This is a genomic window from Pseudomonas fluorescens (assembly GCF_902497855.1).
In the GTDB taxonomy this organism is placed as follows: domain Bacteria; phylum Pseudomonadota; class Gammaproteobacteria; order Pseudomonadales; family Pseudomonadaceae; genus Aquipseudomonas; species Aquipseudomonas fluorescens_BI.
Genome location: NZ_CABVHU010000009.1, coordinates 64174 through 85667, shown reverse-complemented (window position 1 = coordinate 85667; position 21494 = coordinate 64174). Strand labels below are relative to the sequence as shown.

At 61.5% G+C, this 21494-nt stretch carries 12 protein-coding genes; 7 read left to right on the top strand and 5 right to left on the bottom strand.

Annotated elements, in window-relative coordinates; translation table 11 throughout:
- Nucleotides 1-109 precede the first annotated feature (109 nt).
- The 6 genes from F8N96_RS18690 to F8N96_RS18665 all read left to right on the top strand — a co-directional run bounded on the left by F8N96_RS18690 (nucleotide 110) and on the right by F8N96_RS18665 (nucleotide 10722).
- Nucleotides 110-2113 carry a DUF1302 domain-containing protein gene (locus F8N96_RS18690; RefSeq protein ID WP_150799036.1) on the top strand — a complete coding sequence of 668 codons (2004 nt, stop codon included), beginning with the start codon at nucleotides 110-112 and terminating at the stop codon, nucleotides 2111-2113.
- A 41-nt stretch (nucleotides 2114-2154) separates the two neighbouring features.
- Complete coding sequence (locus F8N96_RS18685; protein WP_150799035.1) at nucleotides 2155-3513, top strand: DUF1329 domain-containing protein; 1359 nt, start codon at nucleotides 2155-2157, stop codon at nucleotides 3511-3513.
- Between the two features lie 131 nt (nucleotides 3514-3644).
- Complete coding sequence (locus tag F8N96_RS18680) at nucleotides 3645-4736, top strand: WD40/YVTN/BNR-like repeat-containing protein (protein ID WP_150799034.1); 1092 nt, start codon at nucleotides 3645-3647, stop codon at nucleotides 4734-4736.
- A gap of 16 nt (nucleotides 4737-4752) precedes the next feature.
- A complete protein-coding gene (locus tag F8N96_RS18675; RefSeq protein ID WP_150799033.1) occupies nucleotides 4753-7269 on the top strand; it encodes an efflux RND transporter permease subunit in 2517 nt (838 codons plus the stop codon).
- Between the two features lie 7 nt (nucleotides 7270-7276).
- On the top strand, nucleotides 7277-9055 hold the full coding sequence (locus F8N96_RS18670; protein WP_150799032.1) for an acyl-CoA dehydrogenase C-terminal domain-containing protein: 1779 nt from the start codon (nucleotides 7277-7279) through the stop codon (nucleotides 9053-9055).
- Nucleotides 9056-9078: 23 nt separating this feature from the next.
- Nucleotides 9079-10722, top strand: a complete 1644-nt coding sequence (locus F8N96_RS18665; RefSeq protein ID WP_150799031.1) for a fatty acid--CoA ligase — start codon at nucleotides 9079-9081, stop codon at nucleotides 10720-10722.
- 535 nt (nucleotides 10723-11257) lie between these two features.
- Here the strand turns inward: F8N96_RS18665 and F8N96_RS18655 are convergent.
- The 4 genes from F8N96_RS18655 to F8N96_RS18640 form a co-directional block, all read right to left on the bottom strand.
- Nucleotides 11258-13468 carry an LTA synthase family protein gene (locus tag F8N96_RS18655; protein WP_191630763.1) on the bottom strand — a complete coding sequence of 737 codons (2211 nt, stop codon included), beginning with the start codon at nucleotides 13466-13468 and terminating at the stop codon, nucleotides 11258-11260.
- Nucleotides 13469-13620: 152 nt separating this feature from the next.
- On the bottom strand, nucleotides 13621-14061 hold the full coding sequence (locus tag F8N96_RS18650) for a hypothetical protein (RefSeq protein WP_150799029.1): 441 nt from the start codon (nucleotides 14059-14061) through the stop codon (nucleotides 13621-13623).
- Nucleotides 14062-14210: 149 nt separating this feature from the next.
- Nucleotides 14211-15122, bottom strand: a complete 912-nt coding sequence (locus tag F8N96_RS18645; RefSeq protein ID WP_150799028.1) for a carbohydrate kinase family protein — start codon at nucleotides 15120-15122, stop codon at nucleotides 14211-14213.
- Nucleotides 15123-15193: 71 nt separating this feature from the next.
- Nucleotides 15194-16144 carry an AraC family transcriptional regulator gene (locus F8N96_RS18640; protein WP_150799027.1) on the bottom strand — a complete coding sequence of 317 codons (951 nt, stop codon included), beginning with the start codon at nucleotides 16142-16144 and terminating at the stop codon, nucleotides 15194-15196.
- Between the two features lie 221 nt (nucleotides 16145-16365).
- On the opposite strand from F8N96_RS18640, the gene F8N96_RS18635 reads away from it, so the two are divergent.
- Complete coding sequence (locus F8N96_RS18635) at nucleotides 16366-17139, top strand: L-iditol 2-dehydrogenase (RefSeq protein WP_150799026.1); 774 nt, start codon at nucleotides 16366-16368, stop codon at nucleotides 17137-17139.
- A 155-nt stretch (nucleotides 17140-17294) separates the two neighbouring features.
- Here F8N96_RS18635 and F8N96_RS18630 read toward each other — a convergent pair whose 3' ends face one another.
- Entirely contained in the window at nucleotides 17295-21431 is a 4137-nt protein-coding gene (locus F8N96_RS18630; RefSeq protein WP_150799025.1) for a CheR family methyltransferase, read from the bottom strand.
- Nucleotides 21432-21494 lie beyond the last annotated feature (63 nt).

Below are 21494 nucleotides of genomic sequence, written 5' to 3'. Positions count from 1 at the left end.
GCGGGCTCTCTCTAATGTCGGTCCTACAAAAAGCCCCTGGCGCATAACGCCAGTCGAGTCATCGAGAGGGCAGCTGCGCTTAAAACAAAAAGAAAGGCGGAGACACGCAATGCACAACACTAAGCGCCACGGGTTCGCACCCTCGCGTTACACCTTGATGGCCTCGGCCATTCTGGCCGCAGTCGTACCGGTCGCGCAGGCGGTCGAGATCGACACAGGGAGCCCGGACTGGGCCGTGCGTCTTGATAACACCGTGAAGTACAACTACGGCGTACGCACCGAAAGCGCCGACACGCGCATGTTGGGAACGCCGAACAACAACGATGGCGACTACAACTTCCGCAAGTCGGGGACCAACATCACCAACCGTGTCGACCTGTTGACCGAGATGGACGTGGTTTACCAGAACCACATGGGCTTTCGTGTCAGCGCCGCCAGCTGGTACGACAAGGCCTACGAGAACACCGGTTCCAATTCCAATCCGTTCGTCAACGGCAACGGTTCGACCTCGGGCCTGGTCGCCAATGACCCGCGCCTGGCCGGCGTCACCAATGACAACGTCGGCTTCGGCAGCCCGCACCTGAGCAACTATGCCCGGCGCTACTACACCGGTCCGTCCGGGGAAATCCTCGACGCCTTCGTGTTCTACAGCACCGAAGTGGGCGAGGAATCGCTGCTGAACGTCAAGGCCGGTCAGCACAACGTGTTCTGGGGCGAGACCACGCTCAACCCGGTGCATGCGGTCAGCTACGGCCAGTCCGGCCTCGACCTGGCCAAGCTTGCAGCCTCGCCAGGGACCGAAGCCAAGGAACTGTTCGTTCCGCGCAATCAGTTGTCGATGTCGTTCACCCTCAATCCCGAGCTGACCGTGGGTGCCCAGTACTTCCTCGATTGGAACGAAGCACGTCTGCCGGAAGCGGGCACCTATTACGGCGGTTCCGATCTGGTCGGCTTCGGTGCGCAGTCGTTCCTGCTGGGCAACACCAATGGCGTGGTGCCGGGCAGCCCGCTGGGTTGTGGCCTGGCGCCCTGCAACGGGCTGACCAATGTGCGTCGCGGCCACGACCTGACGCCGGACAAGCGCGGCGACTGGGGGATCATGGCCAAGTGGTCGCCGGCCTGGTTGGATGGCACCCTCGGCGTTTACTACCGCGAGACCTCGGAAATCCTGCCGCAAGCCTGGCTGGACGCCAGGGGCCTGAGTTCGGCCAACCCCAACGGCACCCCGCCGGCAGGGCAAGTGCCTGCGGTGGTCAATACGCTCAACTCGTTGAGCACCGCCACCTATCAGATGGCCTATGCCGACAACATCAAGATCGTTGGCCTGAGCCTGTCCAAGGACGTTGGCGGGGTGAGCGTCGGTTCGGACCTGAACGTTCGTCACAACATGCCGCTGGCCAGTATTCCGGCGATTGTCAGCACCAGCAGTCCGCTGGGCCTGGGCCAGGGGCTTGGCCTGTTGCCGGCCCGCACGGCCGCCACCGGTGTGGTGTATGACACCCCGCAGAAGGGCGACAGCATGGCCGCCACCGGCGACACCTTGCACTGGACGCTCAATGGCCTGATGACCTTCCCGAAGACCCCGGTGTTCGATTCGGCCAGCCTGCTTGCCGAGTTGTATTACAGCAACCTGCTCAAGCTCGATAGCAAGAACGAAGCGCTCTACAAGGGCAAGGACACCTACCGCGGCATCGACGCACCGACCCGGGACAACTGGGGGATCGCGGTCAACTTCACACCGACCTGGTACCAGGTGTTCCCGGGGGTCGATCTCAGCGCACCGATGTCGATCAACGTCGGGCTCGACGGCGTGTCACCGGTGTCCGGTGGCGGTGCCAAAGACACCGGTAACTATGCCGTGGGTGTGGGTGCCGCTGTGTACAACAAATACTTCGTCGACCTGAAGTACGTGGACGCCTTCGGCAAGACCGACAAGTGCGACACCAGCGGAGTGAGCACCGGTGCGACCGGTGGCGACGGCTCCACACCCAATGCCTTTAGCGGCAATGAAAACTACGCCTGTTACGCCGGTGGCTACTCGGCCTTCTCCGGTGGCGGCGCGACGACTGAGGACCGTGGCGCCGTGTACCTGACGATGAAAACAACTTTTTGATTTACCACTGATTTGCTCAATGCAAGCAGGAGAATAACAAGATGAAATTCGCAAAAACCGTGTTGGCCGCGTCGCTGGCCATGGTCCTTGCCGCCCAGGCACAGGCCGCCGTATCGACTCAGGAAGCCGCCAGGCTGGGCACCAGCCTGACCCTGGTCGGGGCTGAAAAAGCCGGGAATGCCGATGGTTCGATTCCCGCTTACGCCGGTGGCCTGACCACGCCGCCCGCCAGCTTCAAGTCCGGTGACAGCATGCGCCCGGATCCCTTTGCCAGTGAAAAACCGCTGCTGGTCATCGACGGCAAGAACGTCGATCAGTACAAGGGCGCGCTCACGGCGACTACCGTGGAACTGGCCAAGCGTTTCCCCAGCTTCCACGTCAATGTCTACCCGACCCACCGCACCGTCTCGTTGCCAAAGGCCGTGCTGGATAATGGCCTGAAAAATGCCACTGGCGCCAAGTCCCTTGAGGGCGGGTTGGCCATCGATAACGTACTGCCCGGCGTGCCGTTTCCGATTCCACAGTCGGGCAACGAAGCGATGTGGAACTTCCTGTTGCGTTATCAGGGGGTCAGCATCAATTCCAAGTACGACTCGTGGAACGTCGACTCCGCCGGCGTGCCGAGCCTGGCGACCACCGGGCAGGCGTTCATCTCCTACCCGATCTACGAAAACCTGGCGCAGCCGATCAGCAGCGCCGACGTGTACTACCAGATGAAGCTGTCCTACACCGGCCCTGCACGCCGGGCCGGTGAAGCGGTGATGCTCAAGGACGCCGCCAACCCGCTGCAGCAACCCCGTCGTGCCTGGCAGTACCTGCCGGGTCAGCGTCGGGTCAAGCTGGCCCCGAACCTGGCCTATGACACGCCTAACCCGGGCACCGCCGGCGCGGGCACCTACGACGATGTGTTCGTGTTCAACGGTGCCCTGGACCGCTACGACTGGAAGCTTGTGGGCAAGCAGGAAATGATCGTGCCCTACAACACCTACAAGCTTACCTACGCCCAGGACCCCAAGGCGCTGACCACCGCCAATCACCTGGCTCCTGATTATGTGCGTTGGGAAAAACACCGGGTCTGGGTGGTGGAGGGCACGCTCAAGTCCGGCGCCCGACACATCTATCAGAAGCGCCGCTTCTATCTCGATGAAGACAGCTGGACCGCTCTGGCCTCCGACCAGTATGACTCGAGCGGCAAGCTGTACCGTGGCTCCTTCGCCTTCCTCAGCCAGAGCTACGACAAGCAGATCCCCGATTCCACGCCCTTCATGATCTACGACATGGTGGTGGGGTCCTACAACATCAACGGCGTGGTCGGGCCTTACGGCGGCATCAAGTACATCGATCCGCTTTCCAAGACGCAATGGTCGGCGGAATCCCTGGCGGGCAGCGGCATTCGCTGAGTCTACCGCCGTCAAGCGTCCGTTCGCGGCACGACCTTCAAGGCCGTGCCGCGGATGACGGTGGGCGCAGGTTTGAACGTCGGGCTGCACGGTTGTGAGGCCTGGCGCGGGTTTTCCGAAGAGGACGCGGTATGTGTTCGTATAAAAATAATATTGTGCAGCTGGCGTTTGGCGTTGTGCTCGGCCTGTTGCAAGGCGTCACCCAGGCGGCCGGGTACGTCGATGTGCTGGACCTGCCCGCCCGGATCAGCGCCTTGGCGATCAACAGTCCTTTGTCCGGCATGGCCCGCGCCGGCGAGCGCGTGATTGCCGTCGGCCAGCGTGGCCACATTCTGTTTTCCGACGACGTCGGCCAGCACTGGCAGCAGGCCGCCGTGCCGCTCAGCAGTGATCTGACGGCGGTGAGTTTTCCGACCGACAGCCAGGGCTGGGCGGTGGGCAATGACGGCGTGGTACTGCACAGCAGCGATGCTGGCGCCACCTGGTACAAGCAACTCGATGGTCGCCAGATTGGCGATCTGCTGGTCAAGCATTATGCGGCGCTGGCCAGTGCCGAGCCGGCCAACGAGCAATGGCCACTGCTGGTCGCCGAAGGTGAGCGGCTGGTCGAACAGGGGGCAGACAAGCCGTTGCTCGATGTGTGGTTCGCCAACGACAAGCTGGGCTATGTGGTCGGTGTGTTCAACCTGATCCTGCGGACCGAAGACGGTGGCCAGAGCTGGACGCCGTTCCAGGATCGCACCGACAACCCGCAAGGCTTTCACCTCAACGCCATCGCCTCGACCGGTGACGCGCTGTACATCGTTGGCGAACAGGGCCTGCTGCTGAAATGGGATGACGCGCAGCAGCGCTTCGCTGCCTTGCCGACGCCTTATCAGGGCAGCTACTTCGGCGTGGTCGGCAAGCCCGGTGAAGTACTGGTCTACGGCCTGCGCGGCAACGTGTTGCGCAGCACCGATGGCGGTCTCAGCTGGACCCCGCTGGACACTGGCCTGCACGTCAGCATCACCGCCGGCCTCGTCGATGCCCATGGCGATTACCGCTTGTTCACCCAGGGTGGGCGGATGCTGGTCAGCCAAGGGACTGGCGCGCAATTGCGTCTGGTGCAGCGACCTGCGAGCACACCGGTTGCCGGTGCCACCCAGTCCGCCGATGGCGCATTGGTGGTGGCGGGCAGCCGTGGCGCCCAGACGCTCGCCGTCAATCCAGCCCTCGAACCCTAAGAGCGAGAACCCAGACATGGGCAATATCAAACAAGACACCATGCCGGTGATCCGCGAGCTGCGGGACTTCAATCAGTCCTCCGGCAACCGGTTGGAGCGGCTGGTATTCAACTACCGCCCGCTGTTCATGCTGCTCATGGCGCTGGCCACGGTGGTGCTGGGCTATATGGCGGTGACGCGTCTGGAGCTGCGCCCCAGCTTCGAGAAAATGATTCCGCAGAGCCAGCCGTACATTCAGAATTTCCTGGAGAACCGCCAGTCGTTGCGCGGCCTGGGCAACTCGGTGCGGGTGGTGGTGGAAAACACCCAGGGTGATATTTTCGACCCGGAGTACCTTGAGGTACTCAAGCAGGTCAATGACCAGCTGTTCCTCACCGAAGGCGTCGACCGCGCCTGGATGAAGTCGCTGTGGAGTCCAGGGGTGCGCTGGACCGAAGTCACAGTGCAAGGTTTCCAGGGCGGCCCGGTGATGCCGGACAGTTATAAAGGCTCGCCTTCGGACATCGAACAGCTGCGGCAGAACATTTCCCGTGCCGGTATCGTCGGCAGCCTGGTGGCCAGCGACTTCAAGTCCACCATGTTGATCGTGCCGTTGCTGGACAAGGCCTCGGCCACCGGTCAGCGCCTCGACTACCACGCCTTTTCGCAGATGCTCGAGACGCAGTTGCGCGACAAGATCGAATTCGCCGGCGACAGCGCGACCCACAAGGCCGGGGAGGAGGGCAAGGGCCATTATAAGATCCGAGTGATCGGTTTCGCCAAATTGATGGGTGACCTGATCGATGGCTTGATCCAGGTGATGATGTTCTTCGGCCTGGCCGTAGTCACTTCGCTGATCATCATCTATTGCTACACCCGCTGTGTGCGCAGCACCTTGCTGGTGGTCGGCTGCTCGCTGATCGCCGTGGTCTGGCAATTGGGCATCGTCGCCTGGCTGGGTTATGCCATCGACCCGTATTCGGTGCTGGTACCCTTCCTGATCTTTGCCATCGGCGTGTCCCACGCGGCGCAGAAAATGAACGGCATCATGCAGGACATCGCCCGTGGCACCCACAAGCTGATTGCCGCGCGCTATACCTTCCGCCGCCTGTTCATCGCCGGGGTCACTGCGTTGCTGGCCGATGCGGTGGGCTTCGCGGTGCTGATGCTGATCGATATTCCGGTGATCCAGGACCTGGCGATCACCGCCAGCATTGGCGTGGCGGTGCTGATTTTCACCTCGCTGCTGCTGATGCCAGTGGCGCTGTCCTACATCGGTGTCGGCGCGAAGGCGGCCGAGCGGGCGCTGAAAATCGATACCCGGGCGGACGGACACAAAGGCTTCGGCAAACTGTGGGACATGCTCGACCGCTTCACCACCCGCAAGTGGGCGACGGGTGCGGTACTGGTGGCGACGTTGATGGGCATTGGCGGTTTCATGGTCAGCCTGCAGCTGAAAATCGGCGACCTCGACAGTGGCGCTCCGGAGTTGCGTGCCGACTCGCGTTATAACCGTGACAACGCCTACATCACCAGCCACTACGCACTGTCCAGCGACCTGTTCGCAGTGATGATCAAGACCGCGCCGGAAGGTTGCCTGAGCTACCAGACGCTGGTCCTCGCCGACCGTCTGGCCTGGGAGCTGCAGCAGTCCCCCGGGGTGCAGGCGACGTCGTCGCTGGTCAACGCGGTACGGCAGATCACCGCCGGTACTTACGAAGGCAACCCCAAACTCAACAGCATCCAGCGCAACCAGGACGTGCTGAACTACGCCGCGCAGCAAGCCTCGGTCAACTCCCCGGAGTTGTTCAACAACGACTGCTCGCTGATGCCGGTGATTGCCTTCCTCAAGGATCACAAGGCCGAGACCCTGGACGCGGTGGTGGCCATTGCCGAGAAGTTCGCCAAGGACAACAGCACCCCGGACCGTCAGTTCCTGCTGGCCGCCGGCAGTGCCGGCATCGAGGCGGCGACCAACATCGTGGTGCGCGAAGCCAACCGCACCATGCTGTTGTATGTCTACGCGGCGGTGACGTTGTTCTGCCTGATCACCTTCCGCAGCTGGCGCGCCACGCTGGTGGCCTTGCTGCCGCTGGTGCTGACCTCGATCCTTTGCGAGGCGTTGATGGTGGTCATGGGCATCGGTGTGAAGGTGGCAACGCTGCCGGTGATCGCCCTGGGCGTCGGCATCGGCGTCGACTATGCGCTGTACCTGCTCAGCGTGCAGTTGCAGTACCAGCGCCAGGGCCTGCCGTTGTCCCAGGCCTATCGCAACGCCGTGTCGTTCACCGGCCGGGTGGTCGGCCTGGTGGGCATCACCCTGGCGGCCGGCGTGGTGTGCTGGGTCTGGTCGCCGATCAAGTTCCAGGCCGACATGGGCATCCTGCTGACCTTCATGTTCCTGTGGAACATGCTTGGGGCGCTGATCCTGATTCCAGCCCTGTCGTACTTCCTGCTGCGTCATCCCGTTGCACAAGCCCCCGTGGCGCAAACGGATAAAACCGGTACATCCCAACGTCAGGACATGCCTCATGCCCTGACCACTTCCGAGTAAGCCAACGATGTCTGATTACAAAGCTCCCTTGCGCGACATGCGCTTCGTCCTCAACGAGGTCTTCGAAGTGTCCCGGCTCTGGGCCGGATTGCCCGGCCTGGCCGAGGTGATCGATGAAGAGACGGCCGCCGCGATCCTTGAAGAGGCCGGCAAGATCAGCGCCGCTGTCGTCGCGCCGCTGAACCGCAGCAGCGACGAGCAGGGCTGCACCTGGAGCAACGGCGCGGTCCAGGCGCCGGACGGGTTTGTCGGCGCCTACCAGGCATTCGCCGAAGGCGGTTGGGTGGGTGTTGGCGGCGATCCGCAGTTCGGTGGCATGGGCATGCCCAAGGCCATTTCGGCGCAGGTCGAGGAGATGGTCAACTCGGCCAGCCTGTCGTTCGGCCTGTACCCGATGCTGACCGCCGGTGCCTGCCTGTCGATCAATGCCCACGCCAGCGAAGCGCTGAAACAGAAGTATCTGCCGAGCATGTATACCGGGGTCTGGACCGGCTCCATGTGCCTGACCGAGGCCCATGCCGGTACCGACCTGGGCCTGATCCGCACCCGGGCCGAACCTCAGGCCGACGGCAGTTTCAAGATCAGCGGCAGCAAGATCTTCATCACCGGTGGCGAGCACGACCTGACCGAAAACATTATCCACCTGGTACTGGCCCGCTTGCCGGATGCGCCCGCCGGTCCCAAAGGCATCTCGCTGTTTCTGGTGCCCAAGGTGCTGGTCAATGACGACGGCTCGCTGGGCGAGCACAACGCGCTGTCCTGCGGTTCCATCGAACACAAGATGGGCATCAAGGCGTCCGCCACCTGCGTGATGAACTTCGACCAGGCCAGCGGCTGGATCGTCGATGCGCCGAACAAGGGCCTGGCGGCGATGTTCACCATGATGAACTACGAACGTCTGGGCGTGGGTATCCAGGGCCTGGCGTTGGGTGAGCGCTCGTACCAGAACGCCGTCGAATATGCCCGGGATCGCCTGCAAAGCCGCGCGCCAACCGGTGCGCAGCACCCGGACAAGACTGCCGACCCGATCATCGTGCACCCGGACGTGCGGCGCATGCTGCTGACCATGAAGGCCTTGAACGAAGGCGGGCGAGCCTTCTCCAGCTACGTGGCCCTGCAACTGGACACCGCCAAGTACAGCGATGACGCGCCAACCCGCAGCCGCGCCGAGCAACTGGTGTCGCTGCTGACCCCGGTGGCCAAGGCGTTCATGACCGACATGGGGCTGGAAACCACGGTGCATGGCCAGCAGATCTTCGGCGGCCACGGTTACATCCGCGAATGGGGCCAGGAGCAATTGGTGCGCGATGTGCGCATCACGCAAATTTACGAAGGCACCAACGGCATCCAGTCCCTGGACCTGGCCGGGCGCAAGATCGTCGGCAGCGGCGGGGCGCTCTACCGGTTGTTCGCCGACGAAATTCGCCACTTCACCGCCAACGCCGGTGCTGAACTTGGCGAGTTCACCCAGCCGTTGAACGTTGCGGTGGACACCCTCGACGAACTGACCGCCTGGCTGCTGGATCGAGCCCAGGGCAGCCCCAACGAAATCGGCGCCGCCTCGGTCGATTACCTGCAGGTATTCGGCTACACCGCCTATGCCTACATGTGGGCACGGATGGCCAGCGTGGCCATGGGCAAACAGGCCGAGGATGACTTCTACATCAGCAAGCTGGGCACCGCCCGTTTCTACTTCGCCCGCCTGCTGCCGCGCATCCACTCGTTGAGCGCGTCGGCCAAGGCCGGCAGTGAATCCCTCTACGAGCTGGACGCAGCGCACTTCTGATCGAAAGAACAAGGACCTCAACCATGATGGCGACAAAAATAATTCCGCCCGCCGACGGCGCCTACGCCTATCCCTTGCTGATCAAGCAATTATTGCTGTCCGGCGTGCGTTACGAGCCGGGGCGGGAAATCGTCTACGCCGACAAACTGCGCTACAGCTACCAGACCCTCAACCAGCGCATCCGCCGACTGGCCAACGCCTTGACCGCGGCCGGCGTCAAGGCCGGGGATACCGTGGCCCTGCTCGACTGGGACAGCCATCGCTACCTGGAATGCTTCTTTGCCGTACCGATGATCGGCGCGGTGCTGCATACGGTGAACATCCGTCTTTCGCCGGATCAGGTGCTCTACACCATGAACCACGCCGAGGACGACCTGGTGCTGGTGCATGATGATTTTGTGCCTCTGGTGGAGCAGATTCACGGACAGCTCAAGACTGTCAAAGGCTATCTGCAGCTCACGGACGACAGCGCAACCGATACGTCTTTACCCGTACTGGGGGAATACGAGCAGTTGCTGTCCGCTGCGGCAGACCAGTACGACTTCCCCGATTTCGATGAAAACTCGGTGGCGACCCTGTTCTACACCACGGGCACCACCGGCGCCCCGAAAGGCGTGTATTTCACCCATCGCCAGTTGGTGCTGCACACCTTGAATGCCGTGGGCACGCTGGGCGTCTATCAAGGCCTGCCGCTGCTGCGCTCCGATGATGTGTACATGCCGATCACGCCGATGTTTCACGTGCATGCCTGGGGCGTGCCCTATGTCGCGACCCTGATGGGGATCAAGCAGGTGTACCCCGGCCGCTACGAACCCAACAGCCTGGTTCGGCTGTTCCGTGAAGAAAAGGTCACCTTCTCCCACTGTGTGCCGACGATTCTGCAAATGGTCCTGAACTGCGAGGAAGCGCAGCGGACCCGTTTCGAGGGCTGGAAAATGCTCCTGGGCGGCAGCGCGCTGACCTTGGGCATCGCCAGCGAAGCGAGTGCCAAAGGCATTCAGGTGCACAGCGGCTATGGCATGTCGGAAACCTGCCCGTTGCTGTGCCTGACTTACCTGCGTGACGCCGACCTCGATCAATCCACCCAAGCCCAACTGGCGACCCGCATCAAGACCGGCACGCCGGTACCGATGGTCGACCTGAAAATCATCGATGCCAATGGCAATGACGTTGCCCATGACGGCGAGTCGCTGGGCGAGGTCGTGGTGCGTGCGCCCTGGCTGACCCAAGGCTATTTGAAGGAGCCCGAAAAGGGCGCAGAGCTGTGGCACAACGGTTGGCTGCACACCGGCGACATGGCCTCCATCGACCCCTTGGGCGGCGTGGAAATCAAGGACCGCATCAAGGATGTGATCAAGACGGGCGGGGAGTGGATCAGCTCCCTGGAGCTGGAGAGCCTGATCAGCGAACACGCGGCGGTGATGTCGGTCGCGGTGGTGGGCATTGCCGATGAACAATGGGGCGAACGGCCCATGGCCCTGGTGGTGTGCGAGCCTGGGCAGTACCTCGACCGCAGGATCCTGGAGGCGCACCTGCAAGGATTTGTCGAGCGTGGCCGCATCAACAAATGGGCGATCCCCAAGCAATTCAAGTTCGTCGCCGAGATCCCTAAAACCAGTGTCGGCAAGATCAACAAGAAGCTGATCCGGGAAAGCGAATCAAGCTGAAAAACCTGCGCCAGTCACCGCAGACTCAATTGTGGGAGCGGGCTTGCTCGCGAAAGCGGTCGATCAGTCGCCATTGATGTTGAATTTGATGGCCCCTTCGCGAGCAAGCCCGCTCCCACAATTGGACAGTGGTGCGCCCGGATCTCGCGTTCGGGGGAGACTGCGCCGCAATGAAACCATGTCGGTTCAGATGCGGGAGCAGGAGTGAGCTGAAGTAGCTTGTTAAATGGCGTAATCAGCGCCGCAGACGAATTTTCTGCCAATTGTCCTGGCTGGTGCATGCTCCGGTGTCGCCGCGCACCCAATAGAGGGTCGCCCGGTAAAGCGCCGTTGTCCGGGAGCAGTGTAATCCACGAAGTTTTTCGTAGGCCCATTTCCAACCGTGCTTAGCCGAGCTGCTCATCCCAAGTACCTTTCGAGGCCATCCCTTCCCGAATGGTAGCAGCTAAATAAACAATGGGATCCAACTTATTTCAGGCGCCAAATAATTGTCTTGCCCTGCTGCGAAGTCTCTAGGTCAGGCGTCCTGGGTCGGTCAGCTCGACTCGGCGATGTCATCGTCGAGGGTCTCGGCCGGCGATTCCTCTTGCCCGGGCAGTTCGGTGATCACACTGAAGTCACTGACTTCGACCGCGCCCGAACCATACCCCAGCAGATGGAAAGAGAAGGCCTTGCGCGACTGCGGATTGGGGAAGCTGAAATCCATCTCCAGTGGCTGGTCGGCCGTGACGAGCATTTCGCCAGGCAGGCCCAATTGCACATCCTTTTCGAACTCCTTGGTCTTGAGCTGGATGTAGGCATTCTGGTGTGGTTCCACCGAGCGCACGGTCAGACGTACGCGAGTGTAGGAGCCTTTGGGCATTTCAAGGTATTGCGCGCCGATCAGGTTGTCGGTCCAGTCATTCTTGATTTGTGCCTGGAGTGGAATGATGGCCGGGCTACCAAACTGGTAGTGCTGGTTCAGCGGTGTCTGCAGCAATGTTTGATCCAGGGCGGCGGCCCGTGCCGCGATCTGGCGCGCGCGCTTGCCCCCATATTGACCGCCCAAGGTCGCACGTTCGGCGATAAAGCCTTCGCTGGCGTAATACCGGCAGCGCTGTTGAAAGTCGCATTCGGTGAAGGTGCCCTGGCCATCGTGGTAGCGCAGCTTGCCGTTGGTGAACGACATGATCTCGCGGCCGGTGTCGTACTGGCGAAACAGCGAGCGACCGCTCAGGGTCGCAGGGATTGGCAAGGCGAAATAATCGAGGATCGAGGTGCTCAGGTCGACATGGCCGTAGACTCCGGTCTTGATCTGCGGCAGCTGCGCTTGCTCGGGTGCCAGCGTCAGGTTGAAGCCCCAGGAGGACGCGAGGCGCACGCCGTCGATGCCGTGGGATTCGTCGGACGTGATCACCACCAGGGTGTCCTTGAGGATGCCCTGGCGTTCCAGGCCGCCGAGGAATTGCCCAAGGGCATCGTCCAGGTAACCCACGGCGGCTTGCTTGGCGGTGTCGTAACGCTGCAAATAGTCGTCCGGGGCCGAGTAGGGCTGGTGCGTGCCGACGGTCAGCAGCGTCAGCATCCACGGTTTTTTGTTGTTCTCCAGCTGGCCGACGTAGTCCAGCGCGCCTTCGAAAAAGGCCTTGTCATCCTTGCCCCACGGGAAGTCGAGGTAGGACGCATTGGTGAACCATTCGAGGCCATGGGTCGCGTCGAAACCGATGTGCGGCATGATCTTGTCTTTGGCCATGAAGCGCAGCCCGGCGCCCTGAAGGTAGTGGGTGGAGAAGCCGTTCTTGCGCATTTGTGCCGGCAGGCAGGCCTGATTGCGTTCGCTCTGGGTCAGCATCTCGACGCCTTTTGGCGTTCCATTGTCGAGCTTGTCGTAATCGCCGCAGAGCATCGCGTACAGGCCGCGAATGGTCTGGTGGCTGTGCAGCACGTAGTCCGGCGTGTTCATGCCCCGTTCGGCCCATTGGCTGAGATGGGGCATCAGGTTTTCCTGATAACTGCTGTGCAGGGCCTGGCGGTTGACCCCGACATAGGCCCCGGGAATGCCTTCCAGGGCAATGATCAATACGTTGCGTGCACGTCCCGGGGCTGCCAGCAGGCGTTGGCCGGTCAGGTCGAGCTCGGTGAGTCCTGCCATCTGCGGGGCGACATCGATCTCGTCACGTTCCAGCCAGTCTTCTGCGCGCGCTTGAACCTCGCCCACGCCGGCGGCCAGCACCTGGTGCGGCAGGTTGAACACGTGCCACTGGTCGGCATCGGTAGGTTGCAGGTGTTGCGCACCCCAGTGAGCGATCAACAGCAACAGCGGCACGGACCAGGCATGACGCGGCAGGCGCGGTGCAGGTGTCGCCGCGCTCAGCCAGTGGGTGCACAGCCACGCCATCGTTCCCAGCAGCAAGGCGGCGGCCAACCAGGGTTGGGCGAATCCGCCGCCGGTGGAGTTTTCCAGAAACTGCGGATCGATCAGGTAATGCAAGTCCGAGAGGTTGGGCAGCCGGCCGACCGCGCTGACCAGTTCGGCGGTCGCCACGGTCACGAGGCCCCAGGCCAGCAATATCGGCAGGGCCAGCCACCAGGGACGACGGTGCAGGAGCACGATGAGCAGGCTCGCCATGCACAGGTCCGACAGGTAGCCATGTGGATTCGACCAGCCCAGCGCTGCACGCAGGCACAGGGGCGTGACCAGAACCAGTCCGATGAGGGCGATGAGGCGTGCGTAGGGTTGTCGCAACCACTGACGAATGATGTTCACAAAGTTCTTCCAGATATTAAAGCTTCATACCAGTGTGCTGGATGGTATCAACTGGCGACAAAACTGGCCCGGGTATCAATGGGTGGAGACGGTTTTGAGCGGGTGACGGCTCTGAATATTGTTTGACATAAAGTGTCAGCGCGATCGCAACGCTAACTGCACGCCACGCTGACCGCTTTCGCGGCGCGTTTCAGTTCCTGTCGGACGTCGGCCGGTATCCGCCGTTTCATGGGGCGCTGGTCGAGGAATATCTGCTCGCCTCGAGCATTGATTTCCGCGTCGATAGCCGCTGCCTGGGCTTCGATGGAGGCCGCGTGAGCTTCTATCACACGGTTGACCTCGGCTTCATTGGTCGCCCTGTCGAGGGCCTCTATCAAGGCCGCCACTTTCGCTTCTTCGTCCTTGGCGTACTCTTCTACCGACAATCCGGCGGCCAACGCCCGTGCGCGGATTTCCACGCTTTTGAGCGCCTGCTTGGCTTCGCTGCACTGCGCGTCCTGTTTGCGGTGTTCGACGGTGTTCCACTGGATGAGTCCATAGGTCATCGCTCCGATCACCGCGACGGCGATGCCACCCATCAGGATTCGCTTCATCGTTGCACCGGCGAGCGGCTGGGGAGTGAGGGTTCTTTTTGCATCGCTTCAACTCGACTCGAGGAGATGAAAGCGTAGCATCGGAACCGGCCGCCCCCCGGTTGACCGTCGGGTATTGGCGAAGCAAAAAGTCGAGTGTTTCAGCGGTGTTACGACTGTAACGCGGATGTCTCCAGCAGGTCGTTCACATCGACCAGGGTCGGTGCGTGGGCGCCGGCATGGCGGCACGACAGGGCGGCGCAGGCTGCAGAAAATCGCAGGCGTTCGCGCACCTCGCTAATGCCGAGCAAGTCCGATGCGAGCCAGCCGGCCATGCACGCGTCGCCTGCACCGACCGTATCGGCCACGGTCACCGGGATCGCCGGTTGCTCGTACTGGCTGTCGGGGGTGTGAAGCAGCATTCCATGTTCACCCCGGGTGAACAGGATTTCGGCCATGGGATTCAGCGCGCGCAGCTCATCCAGTGCCTGGTGTTCGCTCAAGCCCGGATAAATGTGCCCAAGGTCTTCGTCGGACAGCTTGATCATGTCGGCCAGGGCGGTCATGGTCGGGAAGGTCTGCTCCCGGTAATGGCTGTCCATCAAGTTGCGCCAGTTCGGGTCAAAGCTGATTCGTTTGCCGGCGCCCTTGGCTTGCTCGGCGAGTTTTACCAGGCGGTCTCCCAGGGGCTGGCGAGCCAGGCTGATGCAACTGAAATGACACACTTGCGCCTGCTCGATCCATCCTGGCGGCAGCAGGTCCGGATCAAAAAACAGATCGGCCTCCCCGGCAAAAAAATAGCGGGGAGGGCGGCTCGACGGGACGACGGCAACCAGGGGATCGCGGTTCACCCGTTGCAAAAAACGCATATCCAGGCCTGCCGCTTGCGACTGTCGGGCGATCTCGTCACCCAGGGAGTCGGTGCTGACGGATCCGGCGAAGGCGCTGTCGACGCCCAGGCGACTCAGTGCGCGTGCCACGTTCCAGGGCGCTCCGCCGGGATAGCCTTGCCACTGTCCGGGCGTACCCTGGACAAGGTCGGTCAGGGCTTCGCCAAATACGACTGCGCGAGGCAATACCATGGTCATTTCCTCAATTTTTTCCTGTGTGATGGCTGTTGGCTGATCAGAGGCGATCGCCTGGCATCACTCGATCAATGGGCTGTGGTGAAGGGAAGGGCGGGATGAACCGCGTTGCGATTGAACAGCGTCATGGCCATTGCGCGACGATATTCGCTCGGAGTCTGGTCCATTTCGATCCGGAAATGCCGGTTGAAGTTGGAGAGGTTGGCGTAGCCCACCTCAAAACAGATGTCCGCCACCGTCATCTCGGTCTGCAACAACAGCCTGCAGGCGCGTTGCACCCTGAGCTTGCGCATGAGATCGATGAAGCCGTGGCCGGTAATCCTTTTGAAGAAGCGCGAAAACCCCGGCTCGCTCATCTGCAGGCGTTGGGCGATGACCGACAGTCGTAGATCGCCTGTCAGCTCGGTCAGCAGATAGTCGAAGGCCTTGTTGATTCGTTCGGAACTGCGCTCATCCAGGGTCGGCGCGTAGCAGGCACTGGCCAGCAAGTGCGCATCCTGCGTGGGCGCTTTGAGCAACGTGTTGATCAGCTGCAGGAAGAGGATCAGGCGCTCGAGCCCTTGCGCGGGCCCTATGGCTTCGAGCAGTCGAGCGGCCTGGACGGCCGTTGCCCCGGTGAACTCCAGGCCGCGACGGGCGCGTGCAAACAGGTGCTGCAGCTCACCCAGCTCTGGCAGGGTGCCGCGCAAGGCCAGGAGGGCTGCACCGTCGAACTGCAGCACCACATCGCGTCCGGCCAGGTATTCACCGGGCGCCAGGTCGCCGATCCAGTCGTGGGGCAGGTCGGGGCCGATCAGCGCGACATGACCTGCGCCAAACGCACCTATGTAGTCGCCGGCGACCAGCTTGCCGCTGCCTTGGCGGATCAGATGAATCTCGAATTCAGGATGATGATTCCAGCGAGCCAGGGCGTAGGGGTAGTCATGTTCGTACCAGCGAAAGCAATGATCGGGCTCAGGCAGGATGACTTCCAGCTCGGCGGGTCGCTGCTCGAACAGAGCGGTTCGGCTATCAGGCATGGCATGCCCCTTTTCTTGTTATTCGATCTTCGTGTGCGACCAACATACCCCCTCTCGGCGGATGCCTGCTAGCGCCGTTATTGCCCACGACTGATACTTTTTTGATTCCGGGGCCTCTCCCGCCTCCGGTTAAAAAAGTATCGGTCGAGCATCCGCCATGCGTTTGTCCGGGGCTTTTCAAGCTGCTGTAATCGAATCGTCAAACAAACGGATAAACAACAATGAAACGACTGCAAGGTAAAAGTGCACTGGTGACCGGATCGGCCCGCGGCATAGGACGTTCCTTCGCCCAGGCCTATATCAACGAAGGGGCAACGGTCGCCATTGCCGACATCAATCTGGAGCGAGCTCAGGCCACGGCCGACGAATTGGGGCCAAACGCCTACGCCGTGGAAATGGACGTGACCGACCAGCCGTCCATCGATAAGGCCATCGCCGCCGTCATCGAACAGACAGGCAAGCTGGATATCCTGATCAACAACGCCGCGTTGTTCGACCTGGCACCCATTGTCGACATCACCCGCGACAGCTTCGAGCGGTTGTTTTCGATCAACGTCGCCGGAACCCTGTTCACCTTGCAGGCCGCGGCGCGCCAGATGATCCGCCAGGGGCACGGCGGCAAGATCATCAACATGGCCAGTCAGGCGGGACGCAGGGGAGAGGCGCTGGTAGGGGTTTATTGCGCAACCAAGGCCGCGGTCATCAGCCTGACGCAGTCAGCCGGCCTGGGGCTGATCAAGCACGGGATCAATGTCAACGCCATCGCACCCGGCGTGGTGGACGGCGAGCACTGGGATGGCGTCGATGCCATGTTCGCCGAATTCGAGAACCGGCCATTGGGTGAAAAGAAAAGGCTCGTGGGGCAGGAGGTGCCTTTTGGCCGAATGGGTACGGCTGAAGACTTGACGGGGATGGCGATTTTCCTGGCATCGTCCGAGAGCGAGTATGTGGTGGCGCAGACCTACAACGTCGATGGTGGTAACTGGATGAGCTGAAACTGCAGGAGCGAGCTTGCTCGCGAAAAACCCGAGGACGCTGCGGGGCGTCAGGCTGGTCGCGTTATCGTTGACCCCTTCTGGCTCAAAATCGGGGGACGGCATCAATGGCGGCGCCAACCCCCTGTGGGAGCGAGCCTGCTCGCGCGGCACTTTCAACGTAGCAGTGCGCGTCTGAGTTCTTCTATGGTTTCGATCAGCGCCTCATAGGAGACCGGCTTGCTCAGATGACGATCGAATCCCGACTTGCGGGACTCCTCGATATCGCTGTCAGCGCCATAACCGGTCAATGCAATCGCCGGAACTTGCTGGATCTGTGGAAGTTCGCGCAAAGCGCGCATCAGTTCATGGCCGCTCATGACCGGCATGCCGACATCGGAGATCACCAGGTCGTATCGGCCTGTCTGCGCCGCTTTCAGCGCCTTCACCGGTTCAGAGAAGGCAATGACGCGGGCATCCTCCATTTCCAGGAGCATTTTCAGGGTTTCCAGCACTTGCGCCGAGTCGTCCACCAGCAGCACCGTGACGCCGGCAAGGCGTCCGGACGGTCCGTCGGCGGGGGCGGTTCGCGGCGTGTCTTCGGCAGATTGGCTCAGCGGCAGCAGGACCGTGAAGGTACAGCCCTGGCCAAGGCCTGCGGAAGTAACTTCCACACTGCCGCCATGGGCTTCGGCCAGTTGCCTCACCAACGACAGACCGATCCCCAGCCCTTCCCGTTGATGGGTCGCGTGCTGGTTGGCCGCCTGGCCAAACAGTTCGAACACTTCGCTGATGCTTTCCGCACTCAAGCCCAGGCCACTGTCCTTGACGTCGAGCCTGGCCATGCCGCCATCACGACAGGCCATCAACTGGATCCGGCCGCCCGCCGGGGTGAATTTCAGCGCATTGTTCACCAGGTTCCAGATGATCTGTTCCACTCGGGTCGGATCGGCATTGATCATCAGCGGTTGCCCTGCGTCGGGCAGGAGCAGGGTGACGTTGATGCCTGCAGAGTCATTGATGACGACGGTATGGATGTCTTGCAGCACCTGGCACAGGTTCATGGTCGCACGCTTGAGTTTGAGCTTGCCGGTGCGAATACGCGCCACATCGAGCAGGTCGTTGATAATGCGTGCCTGGCTGTTGACGGCGTCACAGATGGTGTCGACCGCCTTGGCCGCCGGGGCCACGGATTTGGTGAAGGGCAGGCGTCGCAACAGTTCCGCGTTGAGCTGAATCAGATTGAGCGGGTGCTTGAGCTCATGGGACATGACGGCGAAGAACTCGTCTTTGAGATGGCTGCTGATCTGTGTTTCGGCCAACTGCTGGTTTTGCTCTTCGTGCAAGCGTTTGTGACCGGTCAGGTCCCGGGCAATTTTTACGTAGCCCTTGAGATTGTCCCCCTGGAGCCGCGTCACTTCGCCGCTGCAAAAGAAGCGGCTGCCATCCTTGCGCAGGTGCCAGCGTTCATCCTGGCTGCGGCCGTGGGTACGCGCTGCCTGCAGTTCGCTTTCAGGCAGGCCGTTGGTGCGGTCTTCCGCAGAGAAAATGAAGTCGTAATAAGCCCCTTCGGCCTCGGCCTTGCTATAGCCGAAGATCAACTCGGCGCCTTTGTTCCAGCTGGTGATGATGCCCTGTTCATCGAGGGTGATGATCGCGTAGTCGCGGGTACTTTCGGCGACCAGGCGCATGCGTTCTTCGCCCTGGCGCAACTCTTCTTCGGCCGCGCGACGCTTGCTGATGTCGATGAAGGTCAGCACGGTGCCGTCGATGTGATCTTCGCTGGAGCGGTAGGGCAACAGGCGCGCGATGTACCAGCGGTTGTCGGTGCTGCTGACTTCACGCTCGATCATGTTCAGCGACTCGAACACCTGCGCCGCATCGGCGGCCAGGTTGTCGTAATGCAAGCGGTGGGTGATGTCGAGCAACGAGCGCCCGGTATCCACCGGCAGCATATTGAAGATATCGGTGGCGCGCGGGGTGAACCACTTGATGCGCATGCTGCGGTCGACAAACACCGTGGCGATGTCGGTGGAGGCGATCAGGTTGGTCAGGTAGTCGTTGATCTTGTCGGTCTCTTCGACCTTGGTTTTCAGCTCGAAATTGACGGTCAGCAATTCCTCGTTGATCGACTGCAGTTCTTCCTTGCTGGTTTCCAGCTCTTCGGTGGCCGAGCGCAGTTCTTCGTTGATCGACTGCATTTCCTCGTTGGACGTCTTGAGCTCTTCGCTGGAGACTTCCGATTGTTCGATGGTGTCCTGCAATTGCAGCTTGGTGCTTTGCAGGTCGCGCTCAAGACTGGAGAGCACTTTATCTTCTCTGCGCAGCGCACTGTCCGCCGACGCTTGGGCAGGGTCGACCTCGACCTCATCGAAAATCACCAGCACGAACTCGTCGTCCGATTCTTCGTCCTTGAAGGGATGGGCCAGCAGATTGACCAGAAAGCTTTTATCTTCGCGCTTGATCGGTACCTCGCGAGATTGCACCACCTGGCCGCGCTGCTGCACTTCGAACAGCGTGGTGCGCAGCTCCAGGCGCAGTTCCGCCAGAACAAGGGTCAATAGGTTACGCGACAGCTCCCCACCCCCGTGGCGCAGAAAGCGTCCGGCACTCTCGCTCATGTGCAGGATGTCGGCACTGGCATCGATGATGATGCTCGGCGGCGCCGACTGCTTGAGTGCACGCTGGTGAATGTCGGCGAATGACGATTTGCGCGACCTGGCAGTTTGCGGCGCCTGCTGGGGAATCCGGGTGCGCACGTAGCCGCCGCGTGGCAGGGTGAGGGGGCGCCGGCTATTGGCGTGACCGGTTTTGGCGCGGAAAATCCGGTTGCGTTTGTCGATGGGGGCGAACAGCTCATCACACACATCCGCGCTCTCGGAGGAGCCGAGAAACAGAAAGCCGCCCGGACGCAGGGCAAAGTGAAACATCTGCAGGATTTCGCGCTGCACTTCGCGATCCAGATAGATCAGCAGGTTGCGACAGACGATCAGGTCGATGTGCGAGAAGGGTGGGTCGGATAACAGATTGTGCTTGGCAAACAGCACCTTTTCGCGGATTTCCTTGCGGATCCGGTATTGCCTGCCTTCTTTGGCAAAGTAGTGCCGCAGCCGCGTGGGCGGCACATCGGTAATGATCGCCTGCGGGTACAGCCCGGCCCGGCCGACGCTGATGGCGCGCTCGTCGATGTCGGTGGCAAATAGCTGGAATGAGGCCGGGCTTGCGTCCAGTTGCAGCTGATCGTTCAGCAGCATCGCCAGGCTGTAGGCTTCTTCGCCCGAGGCGCAGCCAGCGGACCAGACCCGGATCTCTTCTTTTTCGGTTTGCGCCGAGACGGCGGCGCTGACCAGTTGCGGCACCACATCCCGTTCCAGTGCTTCGAAGGCTTCACGGTCGCGGAAGAAGTTGGTCACGCCGATCAGCATGTCAGCCAACAGGGCTGTGGTTTCTTCGGAGTTATCGAGCAGGTAGCGGTAGTAGGCGCCCAGATCGGGTTGAGCCGTGACCTGCATCCTGCGCTCGATCCGGCGCAATACGGTGGCGCGTTTGTAATGTTTGAAATCATGGCCGGTGCTGGCGCGCAACTGGACCAGAATATCCTGCAGCAGCTGTTCGGCCACCACCGCGTCGCGCTCAGCCATCGAGGCGGTGGTTTGCACTTGCGCATCGTTGGCGCTGGGCAGGGTGATTTGCCTCGCGTTACGCCACAGTTCCAGCAGTTTTTGCGGCATTTCCACGACCGGCAGCACCAGGTCCACCATGTGCGTATTGATCGCCGCGCGCGGCATGCCATCGAACTCGGCGTCCTCCGGTGCCTGGGCCAGGGTGACGCCCCCCTGTTCCTTGATGCGCGATAACCCCACGGCACCATCGGAGCCGGTGCCCGACAGCACGACGCAAAAGGCCCGCTCGCGGTGTGCCAGGGCGAGGTCGCGGAAGAATAGATCGATAGAGGCGTGGCGGCCGTCCCCAGGGCTGACTTCAAGATAACCGTCTTTCATCGTCAGCCGGTGCGCCGGTGAAATGACATACACCCGGTTTTTCTCTATGGGTACCGTTTCGGTCACCTGCAGCACCGGCATCCTGGTCGATTCCTGGATGATCTTGTCCGCGACGCTTTCGTGATCGGGCGACAGATGGAGAATGATGACAAATGCCAGTCCATTGTCCTGAGGCATGTTGTCGAAGAACAGTTTGATGGCTTGCAAACCACCGGCTGAAGCACCGATGCCCACCACGGCGAAGTCCAGGCGGCGAGAGCGGGTTTGCCTGGCCTGGAGCGTATTTTTCGACTTGTCGGATGAGGTTGTCATGGAAGTGTGCCTGTAAAGGCGACGTCCTGACGCCGCGAAAATATTCAGTGGGCGGGTGCCTGG